Raw genomic sequence first — 26,748 nt, 5'->3', positions numbered from 1 at the left:
ACAGCGCATAAACCATGAAATATCACACAAACGACTGCGATAAAGGGCGATTGAATGCTTTAATCTGCTGACCTCATGCGCTTCAACTAACTCACCTTTGGCGAACTTTTGCGTTAACTCATCGCCTTTAAACAACTTATGCCACTGCTCAAGCACTTCGCGGTCAGTCCAGCGATTGGCTGTCTCGATATCCACCCGCAGCACCAAATGCAGATGATTCGACATCACCGCAAATGCTGCCACATCAATAGCAAAAACGGCTTCAAGTTCAAATAATAATGACTAACAAATAAATCCAGCCACCCAATATAAATCAATAACATAATGCACTTTATGTTTGCCAACAACTTGTCCGAATTAAAATGGTTTAAATAGGGACAATCAACAATCGCGGGGACAGCATCTAAGGCAATAAATTGCGCTAATTCCTTCAAAAATTAGGTATTTCAGACGAAGTAAATTGGCCCATAGTGCTTGGGATGTGTTCTGGGTGAGGCTTTTGAAGTGATATAAGCAGTTGTCAGTTACTGTTAAAGTGCTGGCAGCTTGACGCAAAGTGCCGTCGTCGCTTTTCGAGATGTTCGCAGTAATCTGTCAGTTCTTGCAGCGTGCCCACCGGACCATGAAATAGTTTGCCAAACTCGGTGGTCAGTTTGAGCCAGTTCTCATGGGGGATATTTAATCTTGTCAGTAACTTGGCGCTACTTTCACTGATGCATCCACGTTTATCGTTGCGAATAATTCGGCCTGTATCTTCCACCAATTGAAGGTAATCGGTTAAGGAAAACGCAATGCCATTGGGTTGGTTGTCGCACTCGTGACCAATAAACGGTAATAGATTACTCGGCTGCTCACCTTTTAATACGGCCCGAATACGTAGTTGAATACTGGTATGGTCGGATTGTTCAGGTGTATCAGTTAGTTGTGCTCTGATGGGATTTAAATCGACGTAAGTCATACAAGCTAATACTGCGGCTTCATCGAGTAGAGCTTGCGATTTAAACCTGCCTTCCCAGAACCTGCCTGTGCAGTTATCTTCTTGATTTGCTTGTCTTGCTATCGGCTCATTCAAACAGCGCATAAACCATGAAATATCACACAAACGACTGCGATAAAGGGCGATGGAATGCTTTAATCTGTTGACCTCATAGGCTTCAACTAACTCACCTTTAACGAATTTTTGCGTCAACTCATCGCCTTTAAACAACTTATGCCATTGCTCAAGCACTTCGCGGTCAGTCCAGCGATTAGCACTGTCGATATCGACCCGCAGCACTACATGCAGATGATTCGACATCACCGAAAACGCCGCCACATCAATAGCAAAAACCGCTTCAAGTTCAAACAATAGCGATTCTACCCAAGCGCGGCGATGGTCGTAGTTTTTACCCGAGTAATTATCATCACCACATAAAAAAGCCCGCCGAACAACGCGGCTACAGCAATGGTAATAGGGTGTGTCTTCAAGGCTTATCTGGGTTCGGCGAGGGCGCGGCATACAAACCTCCTTGTTCAATGCTTAACCAAAGCATAGTCGGAGGTTAGCTACCGCGCTATTAAGGCTGGGTGTCCAACTTTAGGGGAGGCCAAGCATAGGCAAATAGATAAGAATTTGTATGGCAGCAGGAGTGGGAATTTTCGGTTGAGCTAAAGAGCCGAAACAAGGAATGGGGCAAAAAGTTTTTAGCTAGATGAACAGTTCAATGGTCGTAAAGATTGTCATTGTTGCAACTGTGACCGTTGGCGGCATGGATGCCGCCGTCGAGCCCTCAGGGATGAGTTTATGGCGTGTCACTGGGGAAGCAACAGTGAAATAGCTTGCCAAACACGGTGGTCAGTTTAAGCCAGTTATCATGGGTTATAAATCCGTCCATATATTCTTTAATAAATAACACTATCGACTTGTTTTAAACTCGCTAAGCAGGAAAAACCGCTATAGCACTGAGCACCAGTGCGAGCGGTATCAGCGTGATCATGGCAAGGGTACCTAGACAACCAGACAGTTGTTTTTGTCGTGCTAAATTTTCGGCTTCACTCATTTGTTTAACTGTCTGCTCTACATCTGCTTTTCGTTTTTCGAGTAACTGTGCAGAGGCGATAACCAGTTCTTGAGAGTCAGCAGGAACTTTCTCGGTTACTAGGGCGAGTTCACCTTTGAAGGCGTGTACCGTATAGCGATAATTACCTTTTGAGAAAGTGTCCTTCTCAAAGCTGACATTCAGTACTGCATTGCATCCACAATGCTTTGCAAGCTGTTCTAAATGACGTCTTCCTTCGCTGGGGTCTTTAAAAAAGCGGGTCGTAATGGGATAGCTAACAAGCACTGTGCCGTTTTTAGGGTGGCGGTCTTTAGTGGTAAAAAAGTCAACTAATCGCTCCCTGATAAAGACTTCGGGCAAACTGATTGCTTTGGCGGCTAGGCCTTTAGGTGTGGGCGTGGGATCAAAATGGACCATTCTGCCTTTGACTAACTTGCCTTCATCTTTCTTGTCTAATAGTTCAGAAAAATGCAAAAAATAGCTTTCACCATCATCGCCTTGGATAAACCCATACTTTTTAGCGGCAAGGTATGAGACAACTTTTCCTTTCAAAACATTAGCCTATATAAATTGATGCTCAGCCGAGTATTATGTTACTTGCCTAGCGTTATAAATGAAAAATATTATAAATCAGATAGATAATCAGATAAACGATCTGATAAACGATCTGAATTTATCTGCAACACGGCACATAGACCATGTCTTCGAATCTAGGATCGTCATAGGCATCTGCGTGGGAAAGGTGTCCATCAAAAGCCCCAATTTTATTGATGGTTGATCCTTGTTTAAACACGATTTGTAAACCGTGCTCGGGCTCCCAATCGCAGTGGCAAGTAAGGGAGATATACACGGCGTTATCCCCATGGGCGCGGCGTGACACCGTTAATTCGTCGCCAAACTCAATATGGCGCCATACTTGGTTTGGGTTAGGAATATCAATATATTCTTCGCTCGCAGGCGTAATGTATGTGCAGCAATCTTGATAATATTGGTAAATCGCGTCCTGAGCTTGCTCGAGTGCGGTATGGTCTAGGGCGAGAAAATGTTGTACCGCAGTATGAAAATCCTCCACCTGTGGGTCGGTTTCGTACTCTTCTAAGATAAACTCAAATTTACCGCTTAGCGCATTGATCTCAATGGGTTGGCTTTTAAGCCAGCCATCATAGGGATCCACTTCAAGCAAACCTAGGATGGGTATTGTTATCATCTTATCATTCCGTTTATTGTTGACTTCATTGGCTAGCTGTTACTGATTATTATCGTTGCAAAACAATAATCTATAGTATCCGCATTCTGAAATAAGGTTATTTGTGCCGATTAAAAATGATTGGATTAGGCGCTACTGCGTGCAGGCCGGCAGATATTCGGATAGTTCTAATAAATTCAAATCGGGATCGCGGATATAGACGGAGTTGATGCGACCTGTGGCACCAGTGCGCAGTACTGGGCCTTCAATAATCGCAACTTCAAGGCTGTTTAAGTGGCTGATCACTTCTTCTATATTGTGGCTGACTACAAAGCAAAGATCGGCACTGCCGGGCGTAGCAAGGTTTGCCTTAGGTTCAAATTCGGCGCCTGCTTGGTGAAGATTGATTTTTTGATCGCCAAAGCTTAATGCGATACGGCCCTGACCAAATACGGACTTTTTCATCCCTAACACGCGTTGATAAAAGTCGACGCTGGCCTCGATATCTTTCACAGTTAACACTAAATGGTCTAGGCGGGTCACGCGCATATTCTTTCCCTCGATGTCGTAGCGGTTTGGTGTTCTCTGCGCCTTACCTTACATCAAGTGCTGGTGCAAAAGTGACTCTGTGGTAGCATTTAACGCGCTTTTTAGCGTAAATAATTTATGCCTTTTTTATCCCATTGGATTTGATGAGATTGTAATGAAGAAAACCTTAGCCCGTGGCTTGATGAACCTGCTGCCGATGGCGTTAAGCCTGTGGTTGTTTTGGTCATTGTTTGTATCGTTAGATGGTTTAGGGATTTTTATTTTAGAGTTGGTAGGGATTAACCAACATTTTGTCGGCGCGGGCTTTATCTTAGTCGTGGCCATAGTGTTTGCCGTGGGCCTGTTGTTTTCGGTGAGCCCGATTGTGTGGCTCTATGGCTGGATTGAACGTCAGCTGATGCGTTTTCCGCTGTTTAAATCTGTCTATGGCAGTATTCGTGATATCGCTTCCTTAATGAACCGTGAGGGCAAACCCAATACTCAGCAAACCGTGTTGGTTAAACAGGCCAATGGCGGGTTTGTGGTGGGCTTTATTATGACGGATACGCCGCCGCAGCCGTTGCTCGATGCCTTACCCGAAGGGGATTGGGTGCCTGTGTTATTCCAACTCAGTTACCAAATGGCGGGGGTGACTAGCCTCGTCAAACGTGAAGATTTGATTTTAGTCGACTGGTCTTTTGAAGAGGCGATGCGCTTCAATTTAACGGCGGGGATCTCACAAACGCCGGGCACGGCAACGGTAAAAACTAAAGCTGAATAGAGCTGTTTTAGTTTTTTACGTCAAATAGAGGCATTTTTGTGATATAATCTGATGGCGACTTAATAGGTCGCCATTTTTTATGCTAATTCAGCAGTAGCTGTTTAGCATTATCTGTATCTCTATTGAGTCAGTTTTCGACAGCATGTGGTCTCTGTTCGAAGGCACTCCAGTAGAGCTTAAGCAAGGCCGAGTCGATATTTGCTACTGGTTATTTGTTACGGGTTAACCGTTAGCAGCTAATCGCGCTTTGCATTCCTCACTCTCGATATCACCGATATCACCGATATCACCGATATCACCGATATCGAACCGCTTATATGCATTATGTCGCCATTGAGGTTGAACTCTGCGATCCGGTCGCATTGTGTCGATGCTCGCTGTCTTTGAGAGGGCGATAGGCTCTCAAAGGGCATTAGCAGCGGTTTAGCTGTATATCGAGTCAACAGTTTGCCGACTTTACTATTAAGCAAAAGCCTCAAGCAAACGGGAAAGTGGGGAAGCGTTATCAATATGAGTATGACATCACAAGGTATTGCTGACCGCGAGCCCTTGTCATGGATTATTTATGCCTATTTCATCCTGACCACATACTGCTGAGGCTAGGGTTACCTATTATTGTGCTATCTCTTCAACATCGAAGGGATGTTAATAGGGAACTGGCTAGAACAAGGGAGTTTTATGTCTATCAAGTCGAGTATTAATCCACCGGTTTTTTATTCGTCGGTCTTTTTTATCACATTAATGGTGATGATCTGCGCCATTTGGCCCACCGAGGCCAATCACTTTTTCAAATCCATGCAGTCGTGGCTAGAGGCGAAAGCGGGCTGGTTGTATATCCTTGGCGTGGCGGTTTTTCTGATTTTTATCATCTTTGTTATGGTCAGCCGCTTTGGCGATATTAAGCTAGGCCCCGATCATGCCGTGCCCGACTATAGCTATAAGAGCTGGATTGCCATGCTGTTTTCGGCGGGGATGGGGATTGGACTGATGTTCTTCGGCGTTGCCGAACCCGTGATGCATTACTTAGTGCCGCCCGATGCAACCCCTGAGAGTTTGGCCGCCGCTAAAGAGGCGATGAAGATCACTTTCTTCCATTGGGGCATACATGCCTGGGCGATTTACGGCGTGGTTGCCCTGAGTTTGGCCTATTTTGCCTATCGGCATAAGTTGCCCTTATTACCTCGCAGCGCACTCTATCCCTTAATCGGTGAGCGCATTCATGGTCCGATTGGCCATTGCGTTGATACCTTTGCGGTATTAGGGACTATGTTCGGGGTGGCGACTTCCCTAGGGTTTGGGGTGTTGCAGGTTAACTCGGGGCTAAGCTATTTATTCGAGCAACTGCCTAATAACACCACGGTGCAAGTGTCGCTGATTATTGGCATTACCTTACTCGCCACTTTGTCGGTATTTTCGGGGCTCGATAAAGGGGTGAAGCGCTTAAGTGAGCTTAACTTAGGTTTGGCCCTTATTCTGCTGCTGATTGTGTTAATCCTTGGCCCAACGGTAATGTTGCTACAGGCCTTTGTGCAAAATACCGGTAGTTATCTGAGTGATATTGTTAATAAAACCTTTAATCTGTATGCCTATCAGCATAAGGAAGACTGGCTTGGCGGTTGGACGCTACTCTACTGGGGCTGGTGGATTTCGTGGTCACCTTTTGTCGGCACCTTCATTGCGCGGGTGAGTCGCGGCCGTACCATACGTGAGTTTTTAGTCGGCATTTTATTTGTACCTTCGGCGCTGACCTTTTTGTGGATGACGGTATTTGGTAACTCGGCCATCGACGCCATTATGAATCAAGGCGCGACCTACCTAAGCGAAGCGGTGAATACCAATGTTCCCGTGGCGCTGTTTGTGTTTTTTGAACATATGCCGTACCCGCACCTGTTGTCGGGCATTGGGATTTGTTTAGTGGTGACCTTTTTTGTGACCTCATCTGACTCCGGTTCCTTAGTGATCGACAACCTGACCTCGGGGGGCGATAACAATGCGCCTGTCTGGCAACGGGTGTTTTGGGCATTGCTACAGGGTGTGGTGGCCTCAGTGCTGCTGCTTGCGGGTGGCTTACAGGCACTCCAAACCGCCGCCATTGCCAGTGCGATGCCATTTTTATGCGTGATGTTGCTGATGTGTTTAGGGCTGTATAAGGCGCTGAAGGACGATTGGCTGAAGATCAACAGCGTGCAACTCCATACCACCAGTGTGCAATATGCTAAGACCAATATCAGCTGGGAGGAGCGTATCGAAGTCTTAGTGTCGCATCCCACCGAAGATGAGGCGCGTGTCTTCCTCAATAATGTCGCGACACCAGCGTTATCTAAGGTGTGTCAGCAATTTATGAGCAAGGGACTGACGGCGGATCTTGAATATCTCGACGGCAAAGTGCGATTGGTGATCAGCAACGAAGCCTACCAACCCTTCGTTTACGGTGTGCGGATGCGCTGCTTTGAAATCGTCAATCCGGTCGGTGAAGAGTTAGAGCAGGGCAACAATTGGTATTATCGCGCCGAAGTGTACTTAGAGCAGGGCGGCCAACACTATGATGTGATGGGCTATACCGAAGAGCAGCTATTGGCGGATGTGGTCACCCAATACGAGAAATACCTGCACTATTTGCACTTGTCCAATGCCGACCAAGGACATGTCGCCTAAACGCTTTGCGTGTTAGAAATATTGCCCCAAGGAATAACTCGGATTATCCTTGGGGCACTTTTTTAGGGGTCATCAGTTAGGTGTGAGCATGTCAGCAAATCCAGGCCAAAGTAAGTTAGATCAAGTCTTAGCCCAAGAGCGTGAATACCGCGCAAAGCGTGAGGGCGGTTACCGCGAGCAGGCGCTCAAATTGTATCCTTGGATCTGTGGCCGCTGTACCCGCGAATTTACCTCAAAAAATTTAAGCGAGTTGACGGTTCACCATAGAGATCACAACCACGACAACAACCCATCCGACGGCTCGAATTGGGAATTATTGTGCCTCTACTGCCACGATAATGAACATTCACGCTTCGAAGAACTGATCCGCTACGGCAGTACCACCGAAACCAAGCAAGCGGCGGCGACCTATAATCCCTTTGCCGATTTAAAAGCGATGATGAAAAAGTAGCGATAAAAGTAAAAAGCCTGAAATATCAGGCTTTTTTCGCAAGTCGCGCCTCGGCTTCCAGCCATTTAGCGCGGCTTAGCACCTGTTGATTTTCGTCGCCTTCGAAATGGGCTTTGCGGGCAGGGAGCTGCGCAATAATCGCAGTGTGTTCAGCATCGCTGGCATTGCGCCAAGCGACAATCTCATCAATATGGCGAAAACAGCCCATGCAATAATCTTCATCATTTAAGCCGCAGCGAGCGACACAGGGGGAGAGCATACTTTTCCTCTAAAACTCTTCTCTTTAACTGGCTTTTTTGTGTATACACACACATGGATTGCCAACTGGTATAGCAAGTTGGCCAAAACTGCGGCGATACTAGCAGCTTTAGGCGCCATTTGGGCAGCGAAATTAAGTCAAATGTGCCTTGATATTCGTAAAGGCTTAATGACGGCTTGGCGACTAAGGCCAATAAGAGAGCCAAATGGAACACATCAGAGTGAAGCAAATTTAGCATGGCAATTAAGCTCGATAATCATAAGCAGGCAAGGGTCGAGCGTCAGGACAGGCTCAGGGCGCACTTTATCCAATTGGATAAGCTACTTGAGCAGAGCCGCGCCCTCTGGCAAGTCCGTGCCTTTGAGGCAAAAGCATTGCCTTGGGCGGCGCAATTCCCAAGGCTAGCAACCACCCTTTGGGCGCTTGATGATGCCGTGCTCGATACTTTGGATGCCGAGCAATCGGTGTTAGTCGATGCCTTATCTCCCGCACTTAAGCAGGATCTTACCGCGTTAGGCTTAGACTGGGATTTATCTTTACTCATATATTCCTTTGCCGAACTTTCGCTGGGCTCGGATATTGACTCAGATATAGGCTTTGATATTGGCTCTGACATTAGCTCTAACGATATTGAAACTGCTACTTCACCTTGTATTGATCTTACCGAGTTGGCTCACTTTAGCGCCCATATAAAGGGCCGTAAGTGGGAGCAAATTACCGCCTTTGTGCAGCATTTGCCCGATGCGGGATTACCCGTACTGGAGTGGTGTGCGGGCAAAGGCCATTTAGGCCGCTTAATAGCCAAAGCACGTGGTGTGGATGTGTTAAGCCTTGAGTGGCAGGCGATGCTCTGTGAAGAGGGCCAAGCCTTTGCCGATAAATGGCAATTATCACAGCGCTTTATCTGTGCCGATGCCTTCGCTATCCAAGATAATGCTCACGAAAATACTGCTCATCAAACCAATCCTTTTCGCGCCCAGCAACAGGCGGTAGCGCTGCATGCCTGTGGCGATTTGCATGTGCGTTTACTGCAATTGGCCGCAGCGGCGGGCACCCAGGCTCTGGCGATTTCACCTTGCTGCTATCATTTAATTCAAGCTAATCAATATCAAGGCTTATCGACACTCGCTAAACACAGCGCTCTACGCTTAAGTCGCCATGACTTGCAATTGCCCTTGCAGCAGAGTGTGATCGCCAATCCGAAACAACAGGCGCTGCGGCATCAGGAAATCGCCTGGCGGCTCGGTTTTGATGCGTTGCAGCGAAGCTGTCGTGGCATAGATGCTTATTTACCTTTACCCGCAATAAAGCAAAGTCAGCTGAGTGGCGAGTTTGCCGAGTTTTGCCATTGGGCGGCAGCGCAAAAGGCGGTTACCTTAGATGCAGATTGTGATTTTGACGCTTGGCTTGAGATAGGCAAACAGCGACAAAGGTTAACTCGGCGCATCGATTTGGCGGCGCATTTATTCCGCCGTGCGCTGGAGCTGTGGTTAATTCTCGATCGTTGCTGCTTTTTGCAGGAAAGTGGCTATCGGGTGACCCTGAGGGAATTTTGTGCAAACAGTGTGACACCCAGAAATGCGCTGATTTTGGCGCAAAAATTGAGCGAGTAAAAAATAATCTACTATTTAACGTTATACCTGACTGTTTTTTATAAAGTATTTCTTTATTAGTTCATTTTGAATTAACGGATAGGCGGCATGATCTGCACTAGGGCTTATAAGCTCTGTGAGACAAGTCTAAGACGAAAGATGGTTTTTTATTGAATCATCGGGCTTTTCTTGTTCAAATGTCGCCTTAATGACAAATAACAACTAAAAACTGACCTAAAAGATCAGTGATCCTAGTGAGCGAATAAAACAGTTTCATGAAATATTCCCGCGTATTTATTAATAGCCTTGCCTATGAACTGGCACCTGTGGTGGTTTCCAGTAGCGAGTTAGAATCTCGCCTCGCGCCTCTATATCAAAAATTTCGCATTCCTATGGGGCAACTTGCGGCGTTAACGGGCATTACCGAACGCCGTTGGTGGCCTAAAGGGCATCAATTATCCGATGGAGCGATTAAAGCGGCGCACAAGGCAATTGCAGAAACGGGAATAGAAGTCGCCGAACTGGGTGCAGTGGTGTACACCGGCGTGTGCCGTGACCAACACGAACCCGCCACCGCCTGCCGGATTGCGGCGGCCTTAGGTGTGTCGAAGGACACGGCGATTTACGATATCAGCAATGCCTGTCTTGGGGTGTTATCGGGCATTTTAGACATTGCCAACCGCATCGAGCTTGGGCAAATTAAGGCGGGCATGGTGGTGTCCTGCGAATCGGCGCGGGATATTGTCGATGTGACCATTGATAATATGCTGGCAGATCCGACCATGCAGAATTTTGCCCAGTCGCTGGCGACCTTAACTGGCGGCTCTGGCGCGGTGGCAGTGATCCTCACCGATGGCAGTTTGCCGCTGACGAATGTGCGTAAACATCAGCTACTTGGCGCTTCCCATTTATCTGCGCCGCAGCACCATCAACTGTGTCAGTGGGGTTTGCAGGAAGTAGGGCACAATATTTACCGTGAGTTTATGCGTACCGATGCGGTGACCTTACTGAAAGAAGGGGTCGAGCTGGCAAAGCACACGTGGGAGCATTTCCTCGCTCAGCGGAATTGGTTGGTTGAACAGGTCGATAAAGTGATCTGCCATCAGGTCGGCGCTTCAAATCGTAAACAGGTCTTGAGTGCGTTAAATATTCCACCTGAAAAAGAATTTCCAACATATCAACTGCTTGGCAATATGGGCACAGTTTCTTTACCCGTCACAGCGGCCATGGCACACGATCAAGGCTTTTTACGCCCAGGGGATCAGGTGAGCTTTTTAGGTATCGGCAGTGGTTTGAACTGCATGATGCTGGGCATTAAGTGGTAGTTTTTCAAGGATTGTTATTTGCCTTAGCCGACGCTTGAGAGCAAGGTTTGCTAGGGCATTTTTATGCTTATTGGTTTAGTGATGGGCATTAGCACTGAGCATAGGTAAAGGTGAATTTACCTGCACAGGCTAACAATACAAAATAATTAAAACAAAAGATAGGAAGCGTCATGTTAGACACTCTGTTGCCGTTTAAACGTCATTTTCTTAGCCGTAATGGCAACAAGCTGCATTACATCAATGAAGGCCAAGGTGAGCCTGTGGTCATGGTGCACGGTAATCCAAGTTGGAGTTTTTATTACCGGAATCTCGTGAGTGCCCTTAAGGATACTCACCAGTGTATCGTGCCCGACCATATTGGTTGTGGCCTGTCGGATAAGCCGGATGACAGCGGTTACGATTACACCCTTAAGAATCGCATTGATGATTTAGAGGCGTTGCTCGATAGCCTAAAGGTAAACGAAAACATTACCTTAGTTGTACATGACTGGGGTGGTATGATCGGCATGGGCTATGCTGCGCGTTACCCTGAACGAATTAAACGTCTGGTGATTTTAAATACCGGCGCTTTCCATTTACCCGAGACTAAGCCTTTACCACTGGCGCTGTGGATCTGCCGCAATACGCTGCTCGGCACAGTGTTAGTCCGTGGTTTTAATGCCTTTTCATCGATTGCCTCCTACGTTGGGGTAAAGCGTCAGCCGATGTCAAAGTACATCCGCGAGGCCTATGTTGCGCCGTTTAACTCCTGGGCGAATCGCATTTCGACCTTGCGTTTTGTGCAGGATATTCCGCTAAAACCGGGTGACAGAAACTATCAGCTAGTGTCGGATATCGCTTCTAGCCTGCCAAAGTTTGCCAAGGTGCCGACACTGATTTGCTGGGGTTTACAGGACTTTGTGTTCGATAAGCACTTTTTAGCCAAATGGCGCGAACATATGCCCCATGCACAGGTGCATGAATTTGCCGATTGTGGTCACTATATCCTCGAAGATGCGAGCGATGAGGTGATTACCCATATCAAACACTTTATGGCTGAGGCGCAAACGCCAGCGGCAGAAGTGCAGCACGTTGAAATGGTGCCGGTCACAGAGCCTGAGGCAGAGACTCAAGCGCCACAGGCCGCACATTAATGGCTAGAGTGGAGGATGCGCAGCTCGGCCATGGGACATCTACCGCCGAGCAAGCAAGCGATGCCAATATCTGTCGGCATTTAAAGCAAGCCGCTCATCACATTCCCCATCATCTTGCGGTTGCGGTGCAACAGGGTAAAGGGAAATCCCTTGCCAATCTGACTTACCAAGAACTCGATTTTATTAGCCTCGATAAACAAAGCGATGCCATCGCCTTTGCGCTCAATGCCCATGGGCTGACGCGGGGGATGAAGGCGGTGCTGATGGTCACACCGAGTCTGGATTTTTTTGCGTTAACGTTCGCCTTATTTAAGGCGGGGATTATTCCCGTGCTGGTTGACCCGGGCATGGGGATTAAAAACCTTAAGCAATGTTTTATTGAAGCTGCGCCCGATGCCTTTATCGGTATCCCTAAAGCCCATATCGCCAGACGTTTATTAGGCTGGGGTAAAGGCAGTGTGCAGCATCTTATCAATGTGGATAGTAATCCAAGCGGACTTGCTGACACGCTATCGCGCTTACTTACGGGCGCGCCAAGTTTAGCGTCGATACTCTTATCAACAGCTAAGTCGTCTACAGCTAAGTCATCTGTGGCTAAATTGCCAGAACAGGGTGAGTACCCTATGGCGCTGCTTAGGCATGACGAGATGGCGGCGATTCTCTTTACCAGTGGCAGCACGGGGACGCCGAAGGGGGTTGTCTATAGTCACGGCATGTTTGAGGCGCAAATTCAGGCGCTAAAGCAGGATTATGGCATTGCACATGGCGAGCGTGATTTAGCGACATTTCCGCTATTCTCCCTCTTTGGTCCGGCGCTCGGTATGGCATCGATTGTGCCTGAGATGGATGCCAGCAAACCGATTACGGCCAATCCTGAGTTTTTATTTGCCGCCATTGAGAAATACCAATGCAGCAATATCTTTGTCAATCCTGCCTTGCTTGAGCGTTTAGGCCGCGCCGGTGAGCAAACCGAGTCGAAGCGCCAACATAAACTCAGCAGTGTGAAACGCGTGATTTCCGCTGGCGCGCCCGCGACTATTGCCTCGATTGCACGCTTTAGCAAAATGCTCAGTGACGGCGTGCATGTACTCAATTCCTACGGCGCTACCGAATCCTTACCCATCAGCATGATCGCCAGCGATGAGCTATTTACCACGACTCAAACCACAGATAATGGTGGTGGGATTTGTGTCGGTCGCGCCATCGATGGTGTCAGCATCGAGATTATCGCCATCACTGAGGATAACATCCCTGAGTGGGATAATGGCCTGCGTCTTAACGCGGGGGAAATTGGCGAAATAGTGGTAACAGGCCCTATGGTGAGCCAGTCCTATTATCGCCGCGAAACGGCAACGACGGCGGCTAAAATCTGGGACCGCGAGCAGCAAACCTTTAGGCACAGAATGGGCGACCTTGGCTATCTGGACGACAGCGGCCGGTTGTGGATGTGTGGCCGCAAAACCCATAGAGTCGATGCCACCCAAGGTGGGCAGTTTGTTAAACGGTACTATTCCATTCCGAGTGAGCGTATTTTTAATACCCATCCGAATGTGAAGCGTTCGGCGTTAGTGGGGATCAAAGTGAAGGGGCAAGGCGGCGCGAGTGAGATTGAACCCCTCATCTGCATCGAGCTTGACCAATCTTTGGTATGCAATAAGAGTGCGCAGCTCTATCAAGAGCTGATGGCGATTGCCGAGCAGTATAGCCACACTCAGGGGATTAGACGTTTTCTCATTCATCCCGATTTCCCTGTGGATGTGCGCCACAATGCCAAAATATTTAGAGAAAAATTAGCCGTTTGGGCGCAATCGCAAACCAAAGGCTGATGTTCATTTAAGGGACTTTTAACCTTACTCGTCTAGATTTTCTGTTGCTTTTTAGTGGCATAGGGATGAAATATTATTCCATTGCATATAAGCGCTGAACTTAATACTGTAAACGACACTGTGTGTCTCGGAATAGCAAGATGACCGATAATTGTTCCATTTCTCTCGCCCCTACGGACTTAGAATGTACGCCGTCGCAACCAACAGGCCTAAACCCAGTGGGCGGTGACCAAGCATGTAGCAAACTAAGTCTCGATAAGCGTGAGCAAGTCGCGCTTTATGCCTTGGTCGCTAAGGTCAACCATGCCTTTGTGACTGGCGCGGGTGGATTTTTGGGTAAGGCCATTTGCCTACGTTTGGTCGCGGCTGGGATTAAGGTGACAGGGTTTGCCCGTGGCCATTACCCTGAGCTTGAAGCTCTTGGCGTGACTATGGTACAGGGGGATTTAGCCAATCCTGAGCAAGTCAAACAGGCGATGCAGGGCTGCGATATCGTGTTCCATGTGGCCTCAAAAGCGGGTGTATGGGGCGACAGGGACAGCTATTTTTGCCCTAATGTGAAGGGGGCCGCGAACGTGATTGCTGCTTGTAAAGCGCTTAAAATCAGTAAATTAGTTTATACCAGCACTCCTAGCGTGACCTTTGCGGGCGAGGATGAATCGGGTATTGATGAATCGACGCCCTACGCCAGCCGCTTTTTAAATTATTATGCTCATTCCAAGGCGATAGCCGAGAAGATGATGCTCGATGCTAATCAAATCTCTTCAACTGCATCGGCGTATGCGCTAAAGACCGTTGCCCTGCGGCCGCATTTGATTTGGGGTCCTGGCGATCCCCACCTTGTGCCGCGGGTACTGGAACGTGGCCGTTTAGGAAAGTTAAAACTGGTTGGCCGTGAAGATAAACTGGTCGATACCATTTATATCGATAACGCCGCTTATGCCCACATTCTGGCGGCCGTTGAGCTTTGCCAAGTCTCGCCTAAGTGCCAAGGGAAAGCCTATTTTGTCAGTAACGACGAGCCTGTAACTATGGCCAAGATGCTGAACCTCATTCTCGCCTGTGATGGATTGCCGCCAGTGACCGCGCGCGTGCCACAGACCCTGGCCTATGTGGTGGGCGCTGTGTTAGAAACGGCGTATCGACTGATGAATAAACAAGAAGAGCCGATAATGACGCGCTTTGTTGCTAAACAGCTTTCCTGTAGCCATTATTTCGATATCAGCGCGGCAAAACGGGACTTTGGCTATCATGCCTTAGTGTCGATAGACGAGGGTATGAGGCGCCTCAAGGCATCGCTCTAGTGCAGTATTTAGCACAGGACAAACTTGGTGATATCTTATGCCGTTACGGTAAGCTAATGGATTAAAACGTTAATGGCGTGCGACGATTGTAATACTTCGATTTTTCGGCAAAAGATTGGCCGCTGCAAACGCTGCATGTGGCAGTTGACGTTGCTGTCGCTTATCGGTTGGCCGTTGTGGTGGTATCTCTACAGTGACACTCCACGTGAGGTCAACTCCATCGCCTTACTGTTTTTCTGCTCAGCTTTTACTGGCCTGTTGTTACTGCATCTTGTGGTATTAGTCGTGCGTCGTCTGCTCGGTCGCGAATAGTTTTTTCGCTTCCCATCGAATCTCCTTTTTATCCTTTGTGGTGAGCGAACACACACGCCATTTACGCTATTTCAAGCGGCCATTCTTGCCCGCGGATTTTTCATTTTCGCTTAATACTCAAGTGTTAAACAGTGCGCTCAAACAGCTCGCTTTTCACACCGTTAGCGCAAACGCTATCGATTTGTGCTGGCTAAGGCGTGAGTAGTGATGAGTCCGTGAGCGTTAGGACTAGGCTTAAATCTGATAAGAGTACGATAAATGCTCCGAAGATAGGGTCTAGTGCAACTAGTTGTTTTGGCTGTTTAGTATGGATTTAAACAAATTTTAATCTGCTATTTTAAACTTTTTACCCTGTTTCACTGTTTTTGGTGTCGCTAAGTATTAAGATCGAGCATGGCGATGTGGCCGAGAAAACTCGGTATTTTTAGGTTTTAGGGAGTGTTATGGAGTTTTTTACCACGCTATTTGTGGGTTACCCTATATGGGTTTGGTTAATGTTTTTTGGCTTTGTGTTGGCATTGTTAGCCTTCGACTTAGGCGTGCTACACAAAGAGCAACACGAAATTACCGTGGCAGAGAGTCTTAAGTTATCGGCCTTTTATATCTGTATGGGTCTGTTGTTCGGTGCTTGGTTATGGTGGTACAAGGGCTCCACCGCGGGGATGGAATACCTCACGGGTTATCTTATCGAAAAATCCTTGTCTATGGATAACGTCTTCGTTATCGCGCTTATTTTCAGTAGCTTAGGCATTCCCCGTCTGTATCAACACCGAGTGTTATTCTGGGGGATCATGGGCGTTATTGTGCTACGTGCGATTATGATTGGCTTAGGCGCAGCGCTGGTGGCGCAATACCAAGGCGTGTTGGTGTTATTCGGCCTGTTCTTGATTTTCACCGGTATTAAGATGCTCTTTTCCGATGATGAGCATGGTGATATCCAAGATAATAAGTTTTACAAATGGTTACGCTCTAAAATGCGTTTTACGCCAAGCCTTCATCAAGAGAAGTTTTGGGTAAGGGGAGAGGAGCATCAACTCAGCAAAGGCTGGTGGGCAACGCCTCTATTCTTGGCGTTGATCTTAGTCGAAACCGCGGATCTGGTGTTTGCAGTAGACAGTATCCCGGCGATTTTTGCGATTACCCAAGATCCATTTATCGTCTATACCTCTAATATCTTTGCTATTTTAGGTTTGAGGGCATTGTATTTTGCCCTCGCGGCCATGGTGCATCGTTTCGAGTACCTCAAGTATGCGCTGTCGGTGGTATTGGTGTTTATCGGCGTGAAAGTCGGACTGGTGTACTTTAATCATGAAGGCATTGTGGACTTTAAAATCCCAACGGCCTTATCCCTTGGTGTCACCTTCGGACTCTTGCTGGCGGGGGTATTATTCTCCCTGTGGAAGACGCGCGAGCAGAAGTAAGCTCCTAATGACTTAGGAATCGATCAAGGCCATTTAGCCCATGCTAAATGGCCTTTTTACTTCTGTGGAAGGCAAAATCGCGACTTGGAAAATTAGTCTATGCTTAATTGGCATTGCCATGGTGCGGTGCAAACCCTAAAGATGACTAATACTTTCAAGGATGAAGCGATGAAACTACCTTTTGCGAGTTTATTGATTGGCGTTTTGCTCGGAGCCAATGCCCACTCCGCTGGAACTCAAACCAGCCAAAAACCAGCCGCTTCAAGCTCCACTTGTACAGGAACTTACCCGAGTTACTTTCAAGACCCTGCCTTTACCAAAACCGGCATGTGGGATAACCAAGTAATCATTAATCAGGCCTATCCTGGTTGGAAAGGGCCGATTTTTCAGTTAAGTGATGCCTACTCAGCAGCCAAAGCCGATCAGCAAATGCCATGGCTCAAGTTCAATCCCTTCGATAAAAATCTCTCTGAAAAGGATAAGAACACCCAAGCTTGGAATTATCTTTGGGCCGTTATGCAGTATATCCAAGCGGGCAATATCGACAGTGGTGATGTTAATACCGACTGGGATCTGTGTAACAACAAGGTACGTGCTTGGTACCATATTCCTTATCAAACCTACGATCCCATGAGTGGACGCGAATTTATCCATGGATTAACCCGTGAAGCCCCCGTCACTATGGCGGTGAAAGATCAAGGCGATATTAAAACCACCATGTGGGCCGTCGGCTTTTATAACCCTCAGGCTGCTGGCAGCTTAGCTAAGGTGTGGACGGGGGCTGCTGCACCTGTGATGCCCCAAGCCAATTTTGCCTTTAATGAAGGCAGTGTGATTGGCAAATTGCTGTTTACCACGGCGACACCCAATAATTACCCCTTCTTAGAGAATGTGCCTGTATGGCAAGCCAATATCAGTTCGAGTGATTTCTGTGAATGTAAAAATGCCGATGGTAGTGCCTGTAGCTTCCAGCAAGAAACAGAGCAGTGTCCACGTTCGGTCGCCGATGTGTACTTGCTACAGTTTGATATCGCGGTACGTGACAGCCGCTCGCCGGTAGGCTGGGCCTATGGCACCTTTGTGGCCGACGGCCAATTTAAGGCAAAGGAGAAAAATCCGTGGAACCGTATCTCACCCCTTGGACTTATGTGGGGCAATGATACCCCTCCTGTAAACTTGGGCGCGGCTGCCTTTCCACAAAATCCGGTGTCAGGCCTTAAAGATAGCGCGGTGTTTCAAGAGGTGGTTGGACGATTAAATGAGAAAACCAATGCAGGGCATCTAGGGTGTAATGGCAGGTTAAACGGTCCAGCAGATAATGCCCTAAGTAGCTGCTTATCTTGCCATCAAACGGCTTCCGTGCCCGATAGCAGCAATAATACCCCAGCGATTATGTACCAATTTGCTTCCTACCAAGAGCCTGGAAGCGGCCAATGTATGACGACGCCGAGTAAGCTCGATCTGGCTATCGACCAAGTTTACTTTAAGTCCTTCCAATGCTCTGAATCCTTCAATGGCCCTAAAAATATTGTGCCACTGCCGCAATATGCGCAGGGACAAACACAATGGATCTCCACGGATTTCTCTTTGCAGTTGAGTATCAGTCTGACTCAGTGGCAGGAATGGCAACAGGATCAGGAAAATCTGAAGAAGAATATTAAAGTGCGCGTGTTTGATGGCACGCTGCCTTCCCGTTAACACGTGATTTATGTAAGGAATTGTATTTAGCGTTTGCTATAGGGATAAACTTACATCATTGATTATTATCAGTCATTTCAATATTAAAGGGCCCATTTCGGGCCCTTTGCTTTTAATTCTATCGATTGTTTCTCTTTGCATTATTTAGTTAGTCATTCGGTAAGTGCATGAATACATTAGTAACTGCTGTTTTGGTTAATTATTTGTGATAACTTGGCGTTATTTTGAACATAAAAGCAAGAGGGAAGCATGCTAACAATTACTGATTTAACCAAAACCTATGATAACGGCGTTAGGGCGCTCGATGGGGTTAACTTAACTATTTCGAAGGGTATGTTTGGCCTACTAGGACCGAATGGAGCGGGTAAATCCTCTTTGATGCGAACTATTGCTGCGCTTCAAAGTGCTGACAGTGGCAGCATCGTTTGCGACGGTATTGATGTCTTAGCGGACCCACAGGCATTGCGTAAAACCTTAGGTTATTTACCACAGGATTTTAATGTTTATCCGCGAATTAGCGCCTTTGACTTATTGGACCACCTAGCGGTGTTAAAAGGCATCAATCAGAGCAAGCAACGCAAAGAAATCGTGGAGGGCTTATTGGCTCACACTAACTTATATCAACATAAAAATAAGGCGGTAAGTGGCTTTTCCGGCGGTATGCGGCAACGTTTTGGGATTGCCCAGGCGTTACTTGGCGATCCTAAATTATTGATTGTTGATGAGCCAACCGCAGGGCTCGATCCTGAAGAGCGCAATCGTTTTCACAATTTGTTAGTGAGTTTGGGCGAGGAAAAAGTGGTTATCCTCTCAACTCACATTGTTGAGGACGTGTCGGAGCTCTGTCCAAATATGGCGGTGCTAGCCTCGGGAAAAATCCTATTACAGGGAAATCCGCAGCAATTAGTCAGTGAGTTAACTGAGAAGATTTGGACTAAAACCGTTGATCAGGCTGAAGCGCAACAACTTGAGAATGTATTGCCGGTCATCTCAAAACGATTACTTGCCGGTCGAACGGTATTAAATGTGATGGCTGATACATGCCCTGAAGGGTTTACGCCAGCCGCTGCGGGGCTTGAGGATTTGTATTTCTCAACCTTGCACAGCCATCGCCATCAGGCAGCTTAAGGAGATTCCCTATGCTGTTATCTATGTTGAGATTTGAGTGGCGTTATTATTTGCGTCAGCCATCATTTTACGTTGTTTCTTTTTTATTGTTTTTAATGAGCTTTTTATCAGTTGCCTCCAATAATATTCAAATTGGTAGCGGTGGTGAAGTGTTGAAAAATAGCCCTTTTGGTATTAGCCAAACCTTGCTCATCATGGGGCTTATCTCTATGTTTGCTGTTGTAAACTTTGTCGGTAGCACCGCCATTCGTAATCATCAGCATTTAATGGAGGAGCTGATTTACAGTAAACCACTATCGCCTTTCGCCTATCAGCTTGGGCGTTTTTTAGGCAGTTTTATGGTAGTGCTTGCCGTATTCGCCTTTGTACCAATTGGCTTGATATTAGGTTCATTTATGCCTTGGGTTGACGGGAGTCGCTTTGGCCCCTTTGTCCTTAGCCACTATTTGATCCCTTATTTGCAGTTATCGGTTCCAAGTTTACTGCTTATCTCATGCCTATTTTATGCCATGGCAAGCCGTTTCCGATCTTTGATGGCCTTATATTTGACGGCCGTGGCTATGTTGGTGCTTTACACGCTGACAGGCGAAATGGCGAGCCAACCGCAGTATCGTACTATCGCGGCATTACTCGACCCCTTTGCACTGCGTACCTTCGCTGAAGTGACCCGTTATTGGACGATTAGTGAGAAGAATCACCAGTTACTCGAGTTGTCAGGACTCGTGCTACAAAATCGAGCACTGTGGCTTGCGATCGCCTGCGTATTACTGGCTTTGTCAGGGATTTTCCGCCAGCCCACATTAACGAAAAAGCGCGATAAAAAATCCACCAAAGTTGAAAAGATCCCTGAGTTAGTCCCTTTATCTAGACTATCGACTCGCACTGAAATCAACGCGCGCTTGCAATTTTGGACTCGGGTTAAATTTGAGGTGAAGCAAGTGCTGTTTACTGCCCCCTTTTTGGTACTAGGGGTGTTAACAGTATTCAACTTAGTCGGCCCAATGTTTGATGATTTTGGATGGTACGGTACCTCTAACTGGCCTTTAACTCAGGATATGGTGGATAACATTGCCGGTGCGACCGGATTGTTAATGGTTATCGTACTGATTTATTACAGCGCGGAAATTGTCTGGCGTGAACGCACCTCTGGCATGGGGGATATTGTTGATAGTGCGCCTGTGTCTAACCTATGTTTTTGGGCGTCAAAGTTAGTTGCTGTACTTATTGTGATGACCTTGCTGTATGTGCTGGCAATGTTAACCACAATAGTGTTCCAACTGATAAAGGGCCAAGGTAATTTAGAAATATCTCAATACCTTATTCGTCTTGGGTTTTATTACTTACTGCCATTATTGCTCTCTTCAATACTGGCATTTTTCTTACAAGTGCTTAGCCCGAACAAATATGCAGGTATGGGGCTGTTTGTGGCTTATTACCTGACGACATTCGTGATGGCAAATTGGGGATTTGGCCATAGTTTGTATAACTTTGCCCAATCACCTAGCTTAAGTTACTCGGATATGAACGGCTATGGTTGGGGTCTGCTAAGCCACAGTTTGTATATGGTTTATTGGGGCGCTTTTAGCTTAATACTGTTCGTGCTGGGCTATGGTTTATACCATAGAGGACCGCAACAAAGTCTTAAAACTCGATTAGGATTATTGGGTTATCAGCTTGGTCTCAGTGGCAAGGCCATCGTTGTGGCGGGCTTAGTGATATTTATTGGATCTGGTAGTTACCTGTTCTATCAAACTAAGGTGGTTAATCATTACCTTACCCAAGAAGAAACCACAGATTTACAAGCCGATTACGAAAAGACGTTCAAACAATATCAAGGCATGCCTATTTTAGTGACCACTAGGGTTAATGCGAATATCGATATTTTTCCTGAGCAACGCAAAATAGCCGCTAAGGTAATGTTTGAATGGCAAAATAAATCGGATAAGCCAATTGAAAAGATGCTGGTGCAACTGCCAGAGCACACCCAAGCGGACACGGTAAAGATCACTATTCCCAATGCGACGTTAGGCGAGTTTGATCGTCGTTTCCGTAATACCTGGTTAAGTTTTTCTGCGCCAGTGTTGCCGGGGCATACGGTTGCAGGAAATATCGAATTAGTGCGAGAGTCTGTCGGTATTGCTGAGTCTGGTTTTGATTTGTCTGTCGTAGAAAATGGCACTTTTATCAATAATCTTGAGCTATTACCCTTATTTGGTTATCAAGATGGTTACGAGCTTATGGATCGCCATGAGCGCCAAAAACGCGGACTGACAGAAAAAGAGCGGGCGAACAAGCTGGAAGACAGTCGTTATTATCGACAAAACTTCTTTGGCGTAGATGGCGACTTTATCCAATTTGAAGCGACGGTTTCGACCAGTGCGGATCAAATTGCCCTCGCGCCAGGTTATTTGCAAAAGCAGTGGCAGCAAGATGGTCGCCAGTACTTCCATTATTTAATGGACAGTCCAATGGTGAACTTCTATGCCATTATCTCCGGTCGTTACCAAGTTGAAAAGGTTGAACATAATGGGATTACCGTAGAGGTCTATTACCATGTGGATCATCCTTGGAACGTAGCTCGGATGGTGGAGTCGGTTAAGGATTCAATCGATTATTACACTGTGGCATTTGGCCCGTATCAGCATAAGCAAATGCGTATTATGGAGTTTCCTGGATACCGAAGTTTCGCACAAAGTTTCGCGAATACTGTGCCTTACTCCGAGCGTATTGGCTTTATTACCGACTTACGCAATGAGGATAATATTGACCCTGTATATTATGTCACTGCCCATGAAGTCGCTCACCAGTGGTGGGGACACCAAGTGGGGGCTGCGGATGTTCAGGGTAGTGCGGTGATCTCCGAAAGTCTGTCACAGTATTCGGCGCTGATGGTGTTAGAGCATAAGTATGGCGATAAAATGATCCGCAAGTTCTTGAAATATGAGCTTGATCGCTATCTGCGTGGCCGTTCATCAGAGCCGATAAAAGAACAGCCATTACTGCGTAGTGAAAACCAGCAATACATTCATTACCAAAAAGGTTCTGTGGTGATGATGGCTATTAAGGATGTGTTGGGTGAAGCTAAGCTAAACGCTAACCTCAAAGCCTTCTTAACTCGCTATCAGTACCGTAACGATCCTTTCCCTACCACAGTAGATTTAGCGAGTTATCTCAAGCAGGGAACAGATGATATTCAGTCGCGTTTTATCGATGAATCTTTCAATGACATCACGCTCTATGATTTGCGATTAACGAATGCAGTGGCAACGGTTCTTCCTAATGGCAAAACGCAAGTTGAATTAACTATTTACGCGAGTCGTAAAGTTGCCAGTGGTAAAGGTGAAGAAACCGAGCAGCCTTTGGATATGCAGGTTGATATCGGGGCATTTAGTGTAGACCCAGATAAGCTAAAAGATGAAAAGCAAATTTTGTTGCTTGGAAAACATCATTTAGTCAGTGGCGAAAATAAGCTCATTCTTACGTTGGATGAAAAACCAAGCTATGTCGGTGTCGATCCCTTTGTGAAATTGATTGACCGCGACGCGAGGGACAACATCTTTAAACTGTAAATGGCTAGGGCGTGTTGACGTTTCGAGATTAGATTTTGTTCGTTCTGGCAAGTACGAGCTTGCCAACCAAGCCCTGCCACAAGGGGCAATATTGAATTTCGAAACGTCACATGTCCTAATCAAAACGGCTCTACAACTCACGCACTCTCTAGCTTAAAGCATGGATAGTGCGTTTTTTATTCTGTTAGGGGGTTATTTAGCTTCAGTGTTCTAGGGTTATTAAGCAACTAAGCGTAAGACGCTTGTATTACTTAGGGCTGCGTTAGCGTCCAGTTATGTGAATCTCTAAGGGTATTTATTTTACTTTGTAAATCAATGGTTAAATCGCTTGAAAAATAACCTTGAAAGTTCAAAACTCATGGGTTGATGGTGAAATTAGTGCAAATTTGCTTGTTCTTCGGCATGGATTTTCCTAAGGTAATTGAAAATGATTTTCACTGAGGCTCCTATGAATACTCATCTGCAATTACAGGTTAAGCATTGGCTCGAAAATGACCCCGATCCCCGCACTCAGGCACAACTGCAAGCCTTAATCGACGCCGGCAATGACGCCGAACTCGAGGCACGTTTTGCGGGACGGTTAGAGTTTGGTACCGCCGGATTACGCGGTGTGGTGGGCGCAGGTCCTATGGGCATGAATCGCTTGGTTATCCGCCAAACATCTGCAGGGCTTGGTGCCTATCTACTCGAACAAATTAAAGATGCCGCCGAGCGCGGGGTTGTGATTGGTTACGATGGCCGCCACGATTCACGCACTTTCGCCCATGATACCGCCAGTGTACTCACCGCGATGGGGATTAAAGTGCGCCTCACCGCCAAAGTGGCGCCAACGCCGCTGGTGGCCTTTGGGGTTAAGCATTTTAATGCCGCTGCGGGCATTGTGGTGACCGCCAGCCATAACCCGCCACAATACAATGGCTACAAAGTGTATTGGGAAAACGGCGCGCAGATTATCCCGCCCCATGACTCAGGTATCGCCGCTAAGATTGAGCTGGCGGCAACCCAAGCAATTCCGTTTATGGATCAGGCTGATGCCATCAAGCACGGTAAATTGATTTGGCTTAATGACGATTATTACGAAACCTATCGCCGCGGCGTGATGCACGCCAATGTGTTGCAAAATCACACTGCGCCCGAAAAAGTCAGCCTTGCCTATACCGCCATGCATGGTGTGGGCGCTGAAATGGCGGAAACTGTGCTTAAGGATGCGGGTTTTACCCAAGTGTATTCGGTGGCGGCGCAGCGCGAGCCCGATGGAGATTTCCCAACGGTTAACTTCCCTAATCCGGAAGAAAAGGGCGCGATGGACTTAGTCATCGCCGAAGCGAAAAAGCATGGCACCATGCTCGCCTGTGCCAATGACCCCGATGCCGATAGATTTGCGGTTGCTGTACGCAAAGATGATGGCGAATATCAAATGCTAACGGGTGACCAAGTAGGCGTGCTCTTTGGTCATTATCTGTTAAGCCATGCGAGCAAGGAACAACGTCTGGTGGGCACCACCATAGTGTCTTCTAGTTTGTTATCTAAAATTGCCAAAGGCTTTGGCGTTGAAAGCTATACCACGCTCACCGGTTTTAAGTGGCTGATGAATGTGGGAATTGCGCAGAGTCAGCCTGACAATCAATTCCTGTTTGCCTACGAAGAGGCACTGGGTTACACCGTCGGTAACATGGTGTGGGATAAGGACGGCCTGTCAGCTCTCGTCGCCTTCGCCCAATTAACCGCCGAGCTTGCCGCCAAAGGGCAAACCATTTGGGATAGACTCGAGCAGATATACCGCGAGCAGGGTTTCCATCTCAATGCCCAAGTCAGCATTGCCTTAAAGCCCGACACGCCCAATATCGGCGCGTATCTGCGTGAACATCCGCCGTTGGCAATTGGTGAGCATGCCGTGGTGTCGACTGATGATCTCAAGGCGTTAGAGCGCAGTTTTGCCGATGGCAAGGTCGAGAAAATCAATCTGCCCGCCAGTGATGTATTAACTTACCGCTTAGCCAATGGCGCGCGGGTGATAGTACGGCCGTCGGGCACAGAGCCTAAAATCAAGTGCTATTACGAGGTGGTTGAACCTATGACGGCGCAAGACACCTTGGCCACGGCGCAAGCGAGAGCGACTAAGGCGATGGAGGCGTTTATTTCAGCCCATCAGGCAAGCCTGCCTAAGTAATCCTGTTATCCTTCGTTAAATAAAGTCACTTTCACTCAAAGGCTACTGACATGATGCTGTCAGTAGCCTTGTTTTATTCTTGTTGTCGTCCGCTGGTGATCCACATTTATAACGTGATGAATCATTGGCATTTTTCAACAAGGAGAAAGTGAAAATGTTATCAATTGCACCGTTAGTTTGGGGTGAAATTCCTGTCAGTGATATGGATCGTGCCATCGCTTTTTATCAACAACATTTCGGGGTTGAATTTAAGCGTGATGATATGGAAGACATGCAATACGCCACGATTGAAACAGAGGATGAAGGCGCACCAAGCATTGGCCTCGTTAAATGCAGCATGAGCAACCGTCGATGGACGGTAGCACTGTATACTTGCATTTCAGCGCTCAATTGCAACCTTTAGTGGATAAACTCGTGGCCGCCAATGTGGCTATGCTATTGCCTGTGACGCCTATCAAGGATGGTGGTTGTGGCTATATCGCCCTGTTTGTGGATAGCGAAGGCAATAAGGTCGGCCTCTGGTCGCAAAATCAGTAATGTAACCCCTGAAGAGTCGTGCCTTGGCACGGCTCTTGGTACTGATGTTTACGTCGATCTTTAATTCAAGTGGATACAGTCAGTTCTGCGGATAAGAGCGATATGCAGTAACGTCTCGCGATAGCCTTAAACAAGCAACTGCAAATTTCAGTGATGAAGGTAAAGGATAATGGAACAGGTTTTTATGGCGGCTCAACCTATGCTTGGGCTGAGTACGCGCACCAACAATAGCACCGAAATGGCGGGTGAAGGCGGCAAGATTGCTGCGCTTTGGCAGACATTCTTTGAATCATCACAACTCACGGCGATGCTCGATTCTCCCATGTATGGGGTTTACTACGACTATGAGTCCGATATGACGGGAGACTATTCGGTTTTAGTGGGGAAAAGCGTTGAGTCTGTCAGCGAGACCGGCCCTTTTACGGCGTTGCAGCTGCGAGAAGGAAACTACCTTAAGTTTAGCGTCGAGGGGGAAATGCCCCACTGCGTGGTTGACCTTTGGGGACAGATTTGGCGTTACTTTAGTGCACCTGATTGTCCGCACCAGCGTGGTTACCAAACGGACTTTGAAGTCTATCTAAGTGCTGATAAAGTCGAGATTTATATTGGGATTGTATAGTTTTAAACGATAAAAGCAGGCAGATGTACCATCGCTTGGGCGGCTAAGCTTTAGCGGTTAAGATCCCTAAACTTTCGCAGCGAAGCCAATTTGAGGTGTGATTAGGCTTTGTTTCCTAAATCAGTTGAACTAAAACCATAGCTGGTGATCTGATCGGCATAGCCTATCAACTCACCCATCAATCGTGTCAAAACCTCGCTATAAAACAACTAACT

At 47.1% G+C, this 26,748-nt stretch carries 21 protein-coding genes and 2 pseudogenes; 16 read left to right on the top strand and 7 right to left on the bottom strand.

Going from position 1 to position 26,748, the window contains the following annotated elements:
- The 5 genes and pseudogenes from M0413_RS21220 to M0413_RS21200 all read right to left on the bottom strand — a co-directional run.
- Positions 1 to 282, bottom strand: a pseudogene (locus M0413_RS21220) (transposase); the annotation flags it as partial.
- 238 nt (positions 283 to 520) lie between these two features.
- The gene (locus tag M0413_RS21215) at positions 521 to 1,498 is read right to left on the bottom strand and encodes a transposase (RefSeq protein ID WP_249555560.1); all 978 of its coding nucleotides are present in this window, start codon (positions 1,496 to 1,498) and stop codon (positions 521 to 523) included.
- Between the two features lie 418 nt (positions 1,499 to 1,916).
- Positions 1,917 to 2,591, bottom strand: coding sequence for a cold-shock protein (locus M0413_RS21210; protein WP_047538552.1), 675 nt, complete (start codon positions 2,589 to 2,591; stop codon positions 1,917 to 1,919).
- 121 nt (positions 2,592 to 2,712) lie between these two features.
- Positions 2,713 to 3,246: a DUF6985 domain-containing protein gene (locus M0413_RS21205; protein WP_249555559.1), complete on the bottom strand. Its 534-nt coding sequence runs from the start codon at positions 3,244 to 3,246 to the stop codon at positions 2,713 to 2,715.
- Between the two features lie 132 nt (positions 3,247 to 3,378).
- Entirely contained in the window at positions 3,379 to 3,774 is a 396-nt protein-coding gene (locus M0413_RS21200) for a VOC family protein (protein ID WP_249555558.1), read from the bottom strand.
- Between the two features lie 154 nt (positions 3,775 to 3,928).
- Here M0413_RS21200 and M0413_RS21195 point away from each other — a divergent pair, with 154 nt between their 5' ends.
- Positions 3,929 to 4,534, top strand: coding sequence for a DUF502 domain-containing protein (locus tag M0413_RS21195; protein ID WP_144375624.1), 606 nt, complete (start codon positions 3,929 to 3,931; stop codon positions 4,532 to 4,534).
- A gap of 222 nt (positions 4,535 to 4,756) precedes the next feature.
- On the opposite strand, the gene M0413_RS21190 is transcribed toward M0413_RS21195, so the two are convergent.
- Entirely contained in the window at positions 4,757 to 4,897 is a 141-nt protein-coding gene (locus M0413_RS21190) for a hypothetical protein (protein WP_249555557.1), read from the bottom strand.
- Positions 4,898 to 5,212: 315 nt separating this feature from the next.
- Here M0413_RS21190 and M0413_RS21185 point away from each other — a divergent pair, with 315 nt between their 5' ends.
- Positions 5,213 to 7,189, top strand: coding sequence for a BCCT family transporter (locus tag M0413_RS21185; RefSeq protein ID WP_249555555.1), 1,977 nt, complete (start codon positions 5,213 to 5,215; stop codon positions 7,187 to 7,189).
- Between the two features lie 88 nt (positions 7,190 to 7,277).
- Positions 7,278 to 7,640: a YajD family HNH nuclease gene (locus M0413_RS21180; RefSeq protein WP_011717601.1), complete on the top strand. Its 363-nt coding sequence runs from the start codon at positions 7,278 to 7,280 to the stop codon at positions 7,638 to 7,640.
- Positions 7,641 to 7,665: 25 nt separating this feature from the next.
- Here M0413_RS21180 and M0413_RS21175 read toward each other — a convergent pair whose 3' ends face one another.
- Positions 7,666 to 7,899: a DUF1289 domain-containing protein gene (locus M0413_RS21175; protein WP_047538543.1), complete on the bottom strand. Its 234-nt coding sequence runs from the start codon at positions 7,897 to 7,899 to the stop codon at positions 7,666 to 7,668.
- Positions 7,900 to 8,135: 236 nt separating this feature from the next.
- Here M0413_RS21175 and M0413_RS21170 point away from each other — a divergent pair, with 236 nt between their 5' ends.
- The 13 genes and pseudogenes from M0413_RS21170 to M0413_RS21110 all read left to right on the top strand — a co-directional run bounded on the left by M0413_RS21170 (position 8,136) and on the right by M0413_RS21110 (position 26,533).
- A complete protein-coding gene (locus M0413_RS21170) occupies positions 8,136 to 9,512 on the top strand; it encodes a methyltransferase (protein WP_249555553.1) in 1,377 nt (458 codons plus the stop codon).
- 254 nt (positions 9,513 to 9,766) lie between these two features.
- Complete coding sequence (locus M0413_RS21165) at positions 9,767 to 10,816, top strand: 3-oxoacyl-ACP synthase III (RefSeq protein WP_011717598.1); 1,050 nt, start codon at positions 9,767 to 9,769, stop codon at positions 10,814 to 10,816.
- A 170-nt stretch (positions 10,817 to 10,986) separates the two neighbouring features.
- Positions 10,987 to 11,949, top strand: a complete 963-nt coding sequence (locus M0413_RS21160) for an alpha/beta fold hydrolase (protein WP_055646782.1) — start codon at positions 10,987 to 10,989, stop codon at positions 11,947 to 11,949.
- Complete coding sequence (gene oleC / locus M0413_RS21155) at positions 11,949 to 13,775, top strand: olefin beta-lactone synthetase (protein WP_249555551.1); 1,827 nt, start codon at positions 11,949 to 11,951, stop codon at positions 13,773 to 13,775. Before M0413_RS21160 ends, oleC begins: the two co-directional genes overlap by 1 nt.
- A gap of 140 nt (positions 13,776 to 13,915) precedes the next feature.
- Entirely contained in the window at positions 13,916 to 15,079 is a 1,164-nt protein-coding gene (oleD, locus tag M0413_RS21150; RefSeq protein ID WP_249555549.1) for a 2-alkyl-3-oxoalkanoate reductase, read from the top strand.
- Between the two features lie 72 nt (positions 15,080 to 15,151).
- On the top strand, positions 15,152 to 15,391 hold the full coding sequence (locus M0413_RS21145; protein WP_047538531.1) for a DUF3624 domain-containing protein: 240 nt from the start codon (positions 15,152 to 15,154) through the stop codon (positions 15,389 to 15,391).
- Between the two features lie 443 nt (positions 15,392 to 15,834).
- Positions 15,835 to 16,812, top strand: a complete 978-nt coding sequence (locus M0413_RS21140) for a TerC family protein (RefSeq protein WP_037417025.1) — start codon at positions 15,835 to 15,837, stop codon at positions 16,810 to 16,812.
- 168 nt (positions 16,813 to 16,980) lie between these two features.
- On the top strand, positions 16,981 to 18,510 hold the full coding sequence (locus M0413_RS21135) for a hypothetical protein (RefSeq protein WP_249555547.1): 1,530 nt from the start codon (positions 16,981 to 16,983) through the stop codon (positions 18,508 to 18,510).
- Between the two features lie 249 nt (positions 18,511 to 18,759).
- Positions 18,760 to 19,638: an ABC transporter ATP-binding protein gene (locus tag M0413_RS21130; protein WP_037417085.1), complete on the top strand. Its 879-nt coding sequence runs from the start codon at positions 18,760 to 18,762 to the stop codon at positions 19,636 to 19,638.
- A gap of 11 nt (positions 19,639 to 19,649) precedes the next feature.
- Positions 19,650 to 23,207: an ABC transporter permease/M1 family aminopeptidase gene (locus tag M0413_RS21125; RefSeq protein ID WP_249555545.1), complete on the top strand. Its 3,558-nt coding sequence runs from the start codon at positions 19,650 to 19,652 to the stop codon at positions 23,205 to 23,207.
- Between the two features lie 448 nt (positions 23,208 to 23,655).
- On the top strand, positions 23,656 to 25,377 hold the full coding sequence (locus M0413_RS21120; RefSeq protein ID WP_249555544.1) for a phospho-sugar mutase: 1,722 nt from the start codon (positions 23,656 to 23,658) through the stop codon (positions 25,375 to 25,377).
- Positions 25,378 to 25,531: 154 nt separating this feature from the next.
- Positions 25,532 to 25,914: pseudogene (locus M0413_RS21115) on the top strand (VOC family protein).
- Between the two features lie 169 nt (positions 25,915 to 26,083).
- Complete coding sequence (locus M0413_RS21110) at positions 26,084 to 26,533, top strand: GyrI-like domain-containing protein (RefSeq protein WP_249555543.1); 450 nt, start codon at positions 26,084 to 26,086, stop codon at positions 26,531 to 26,533.
- The last annotated feature ends 215 nt before the right edge of the window (positions 26,534 to 26,748 follow it).

The organism is Shewanella sp. 8A (assembly GCF_023475945.1).
In the GTDB taxonomy this organism is placed as follows: domain Bacteria; phylum Pseudomonadota; class Gammaproteobacteria; order Enterobacterales; family Shewanellaceae; genus Shewanella; species Shewanella xiamenensis.
Note: the sequence above shows the minus strand (reverse complement) of the source record. Positions and strands in the feature narration are given on the sequence as shown.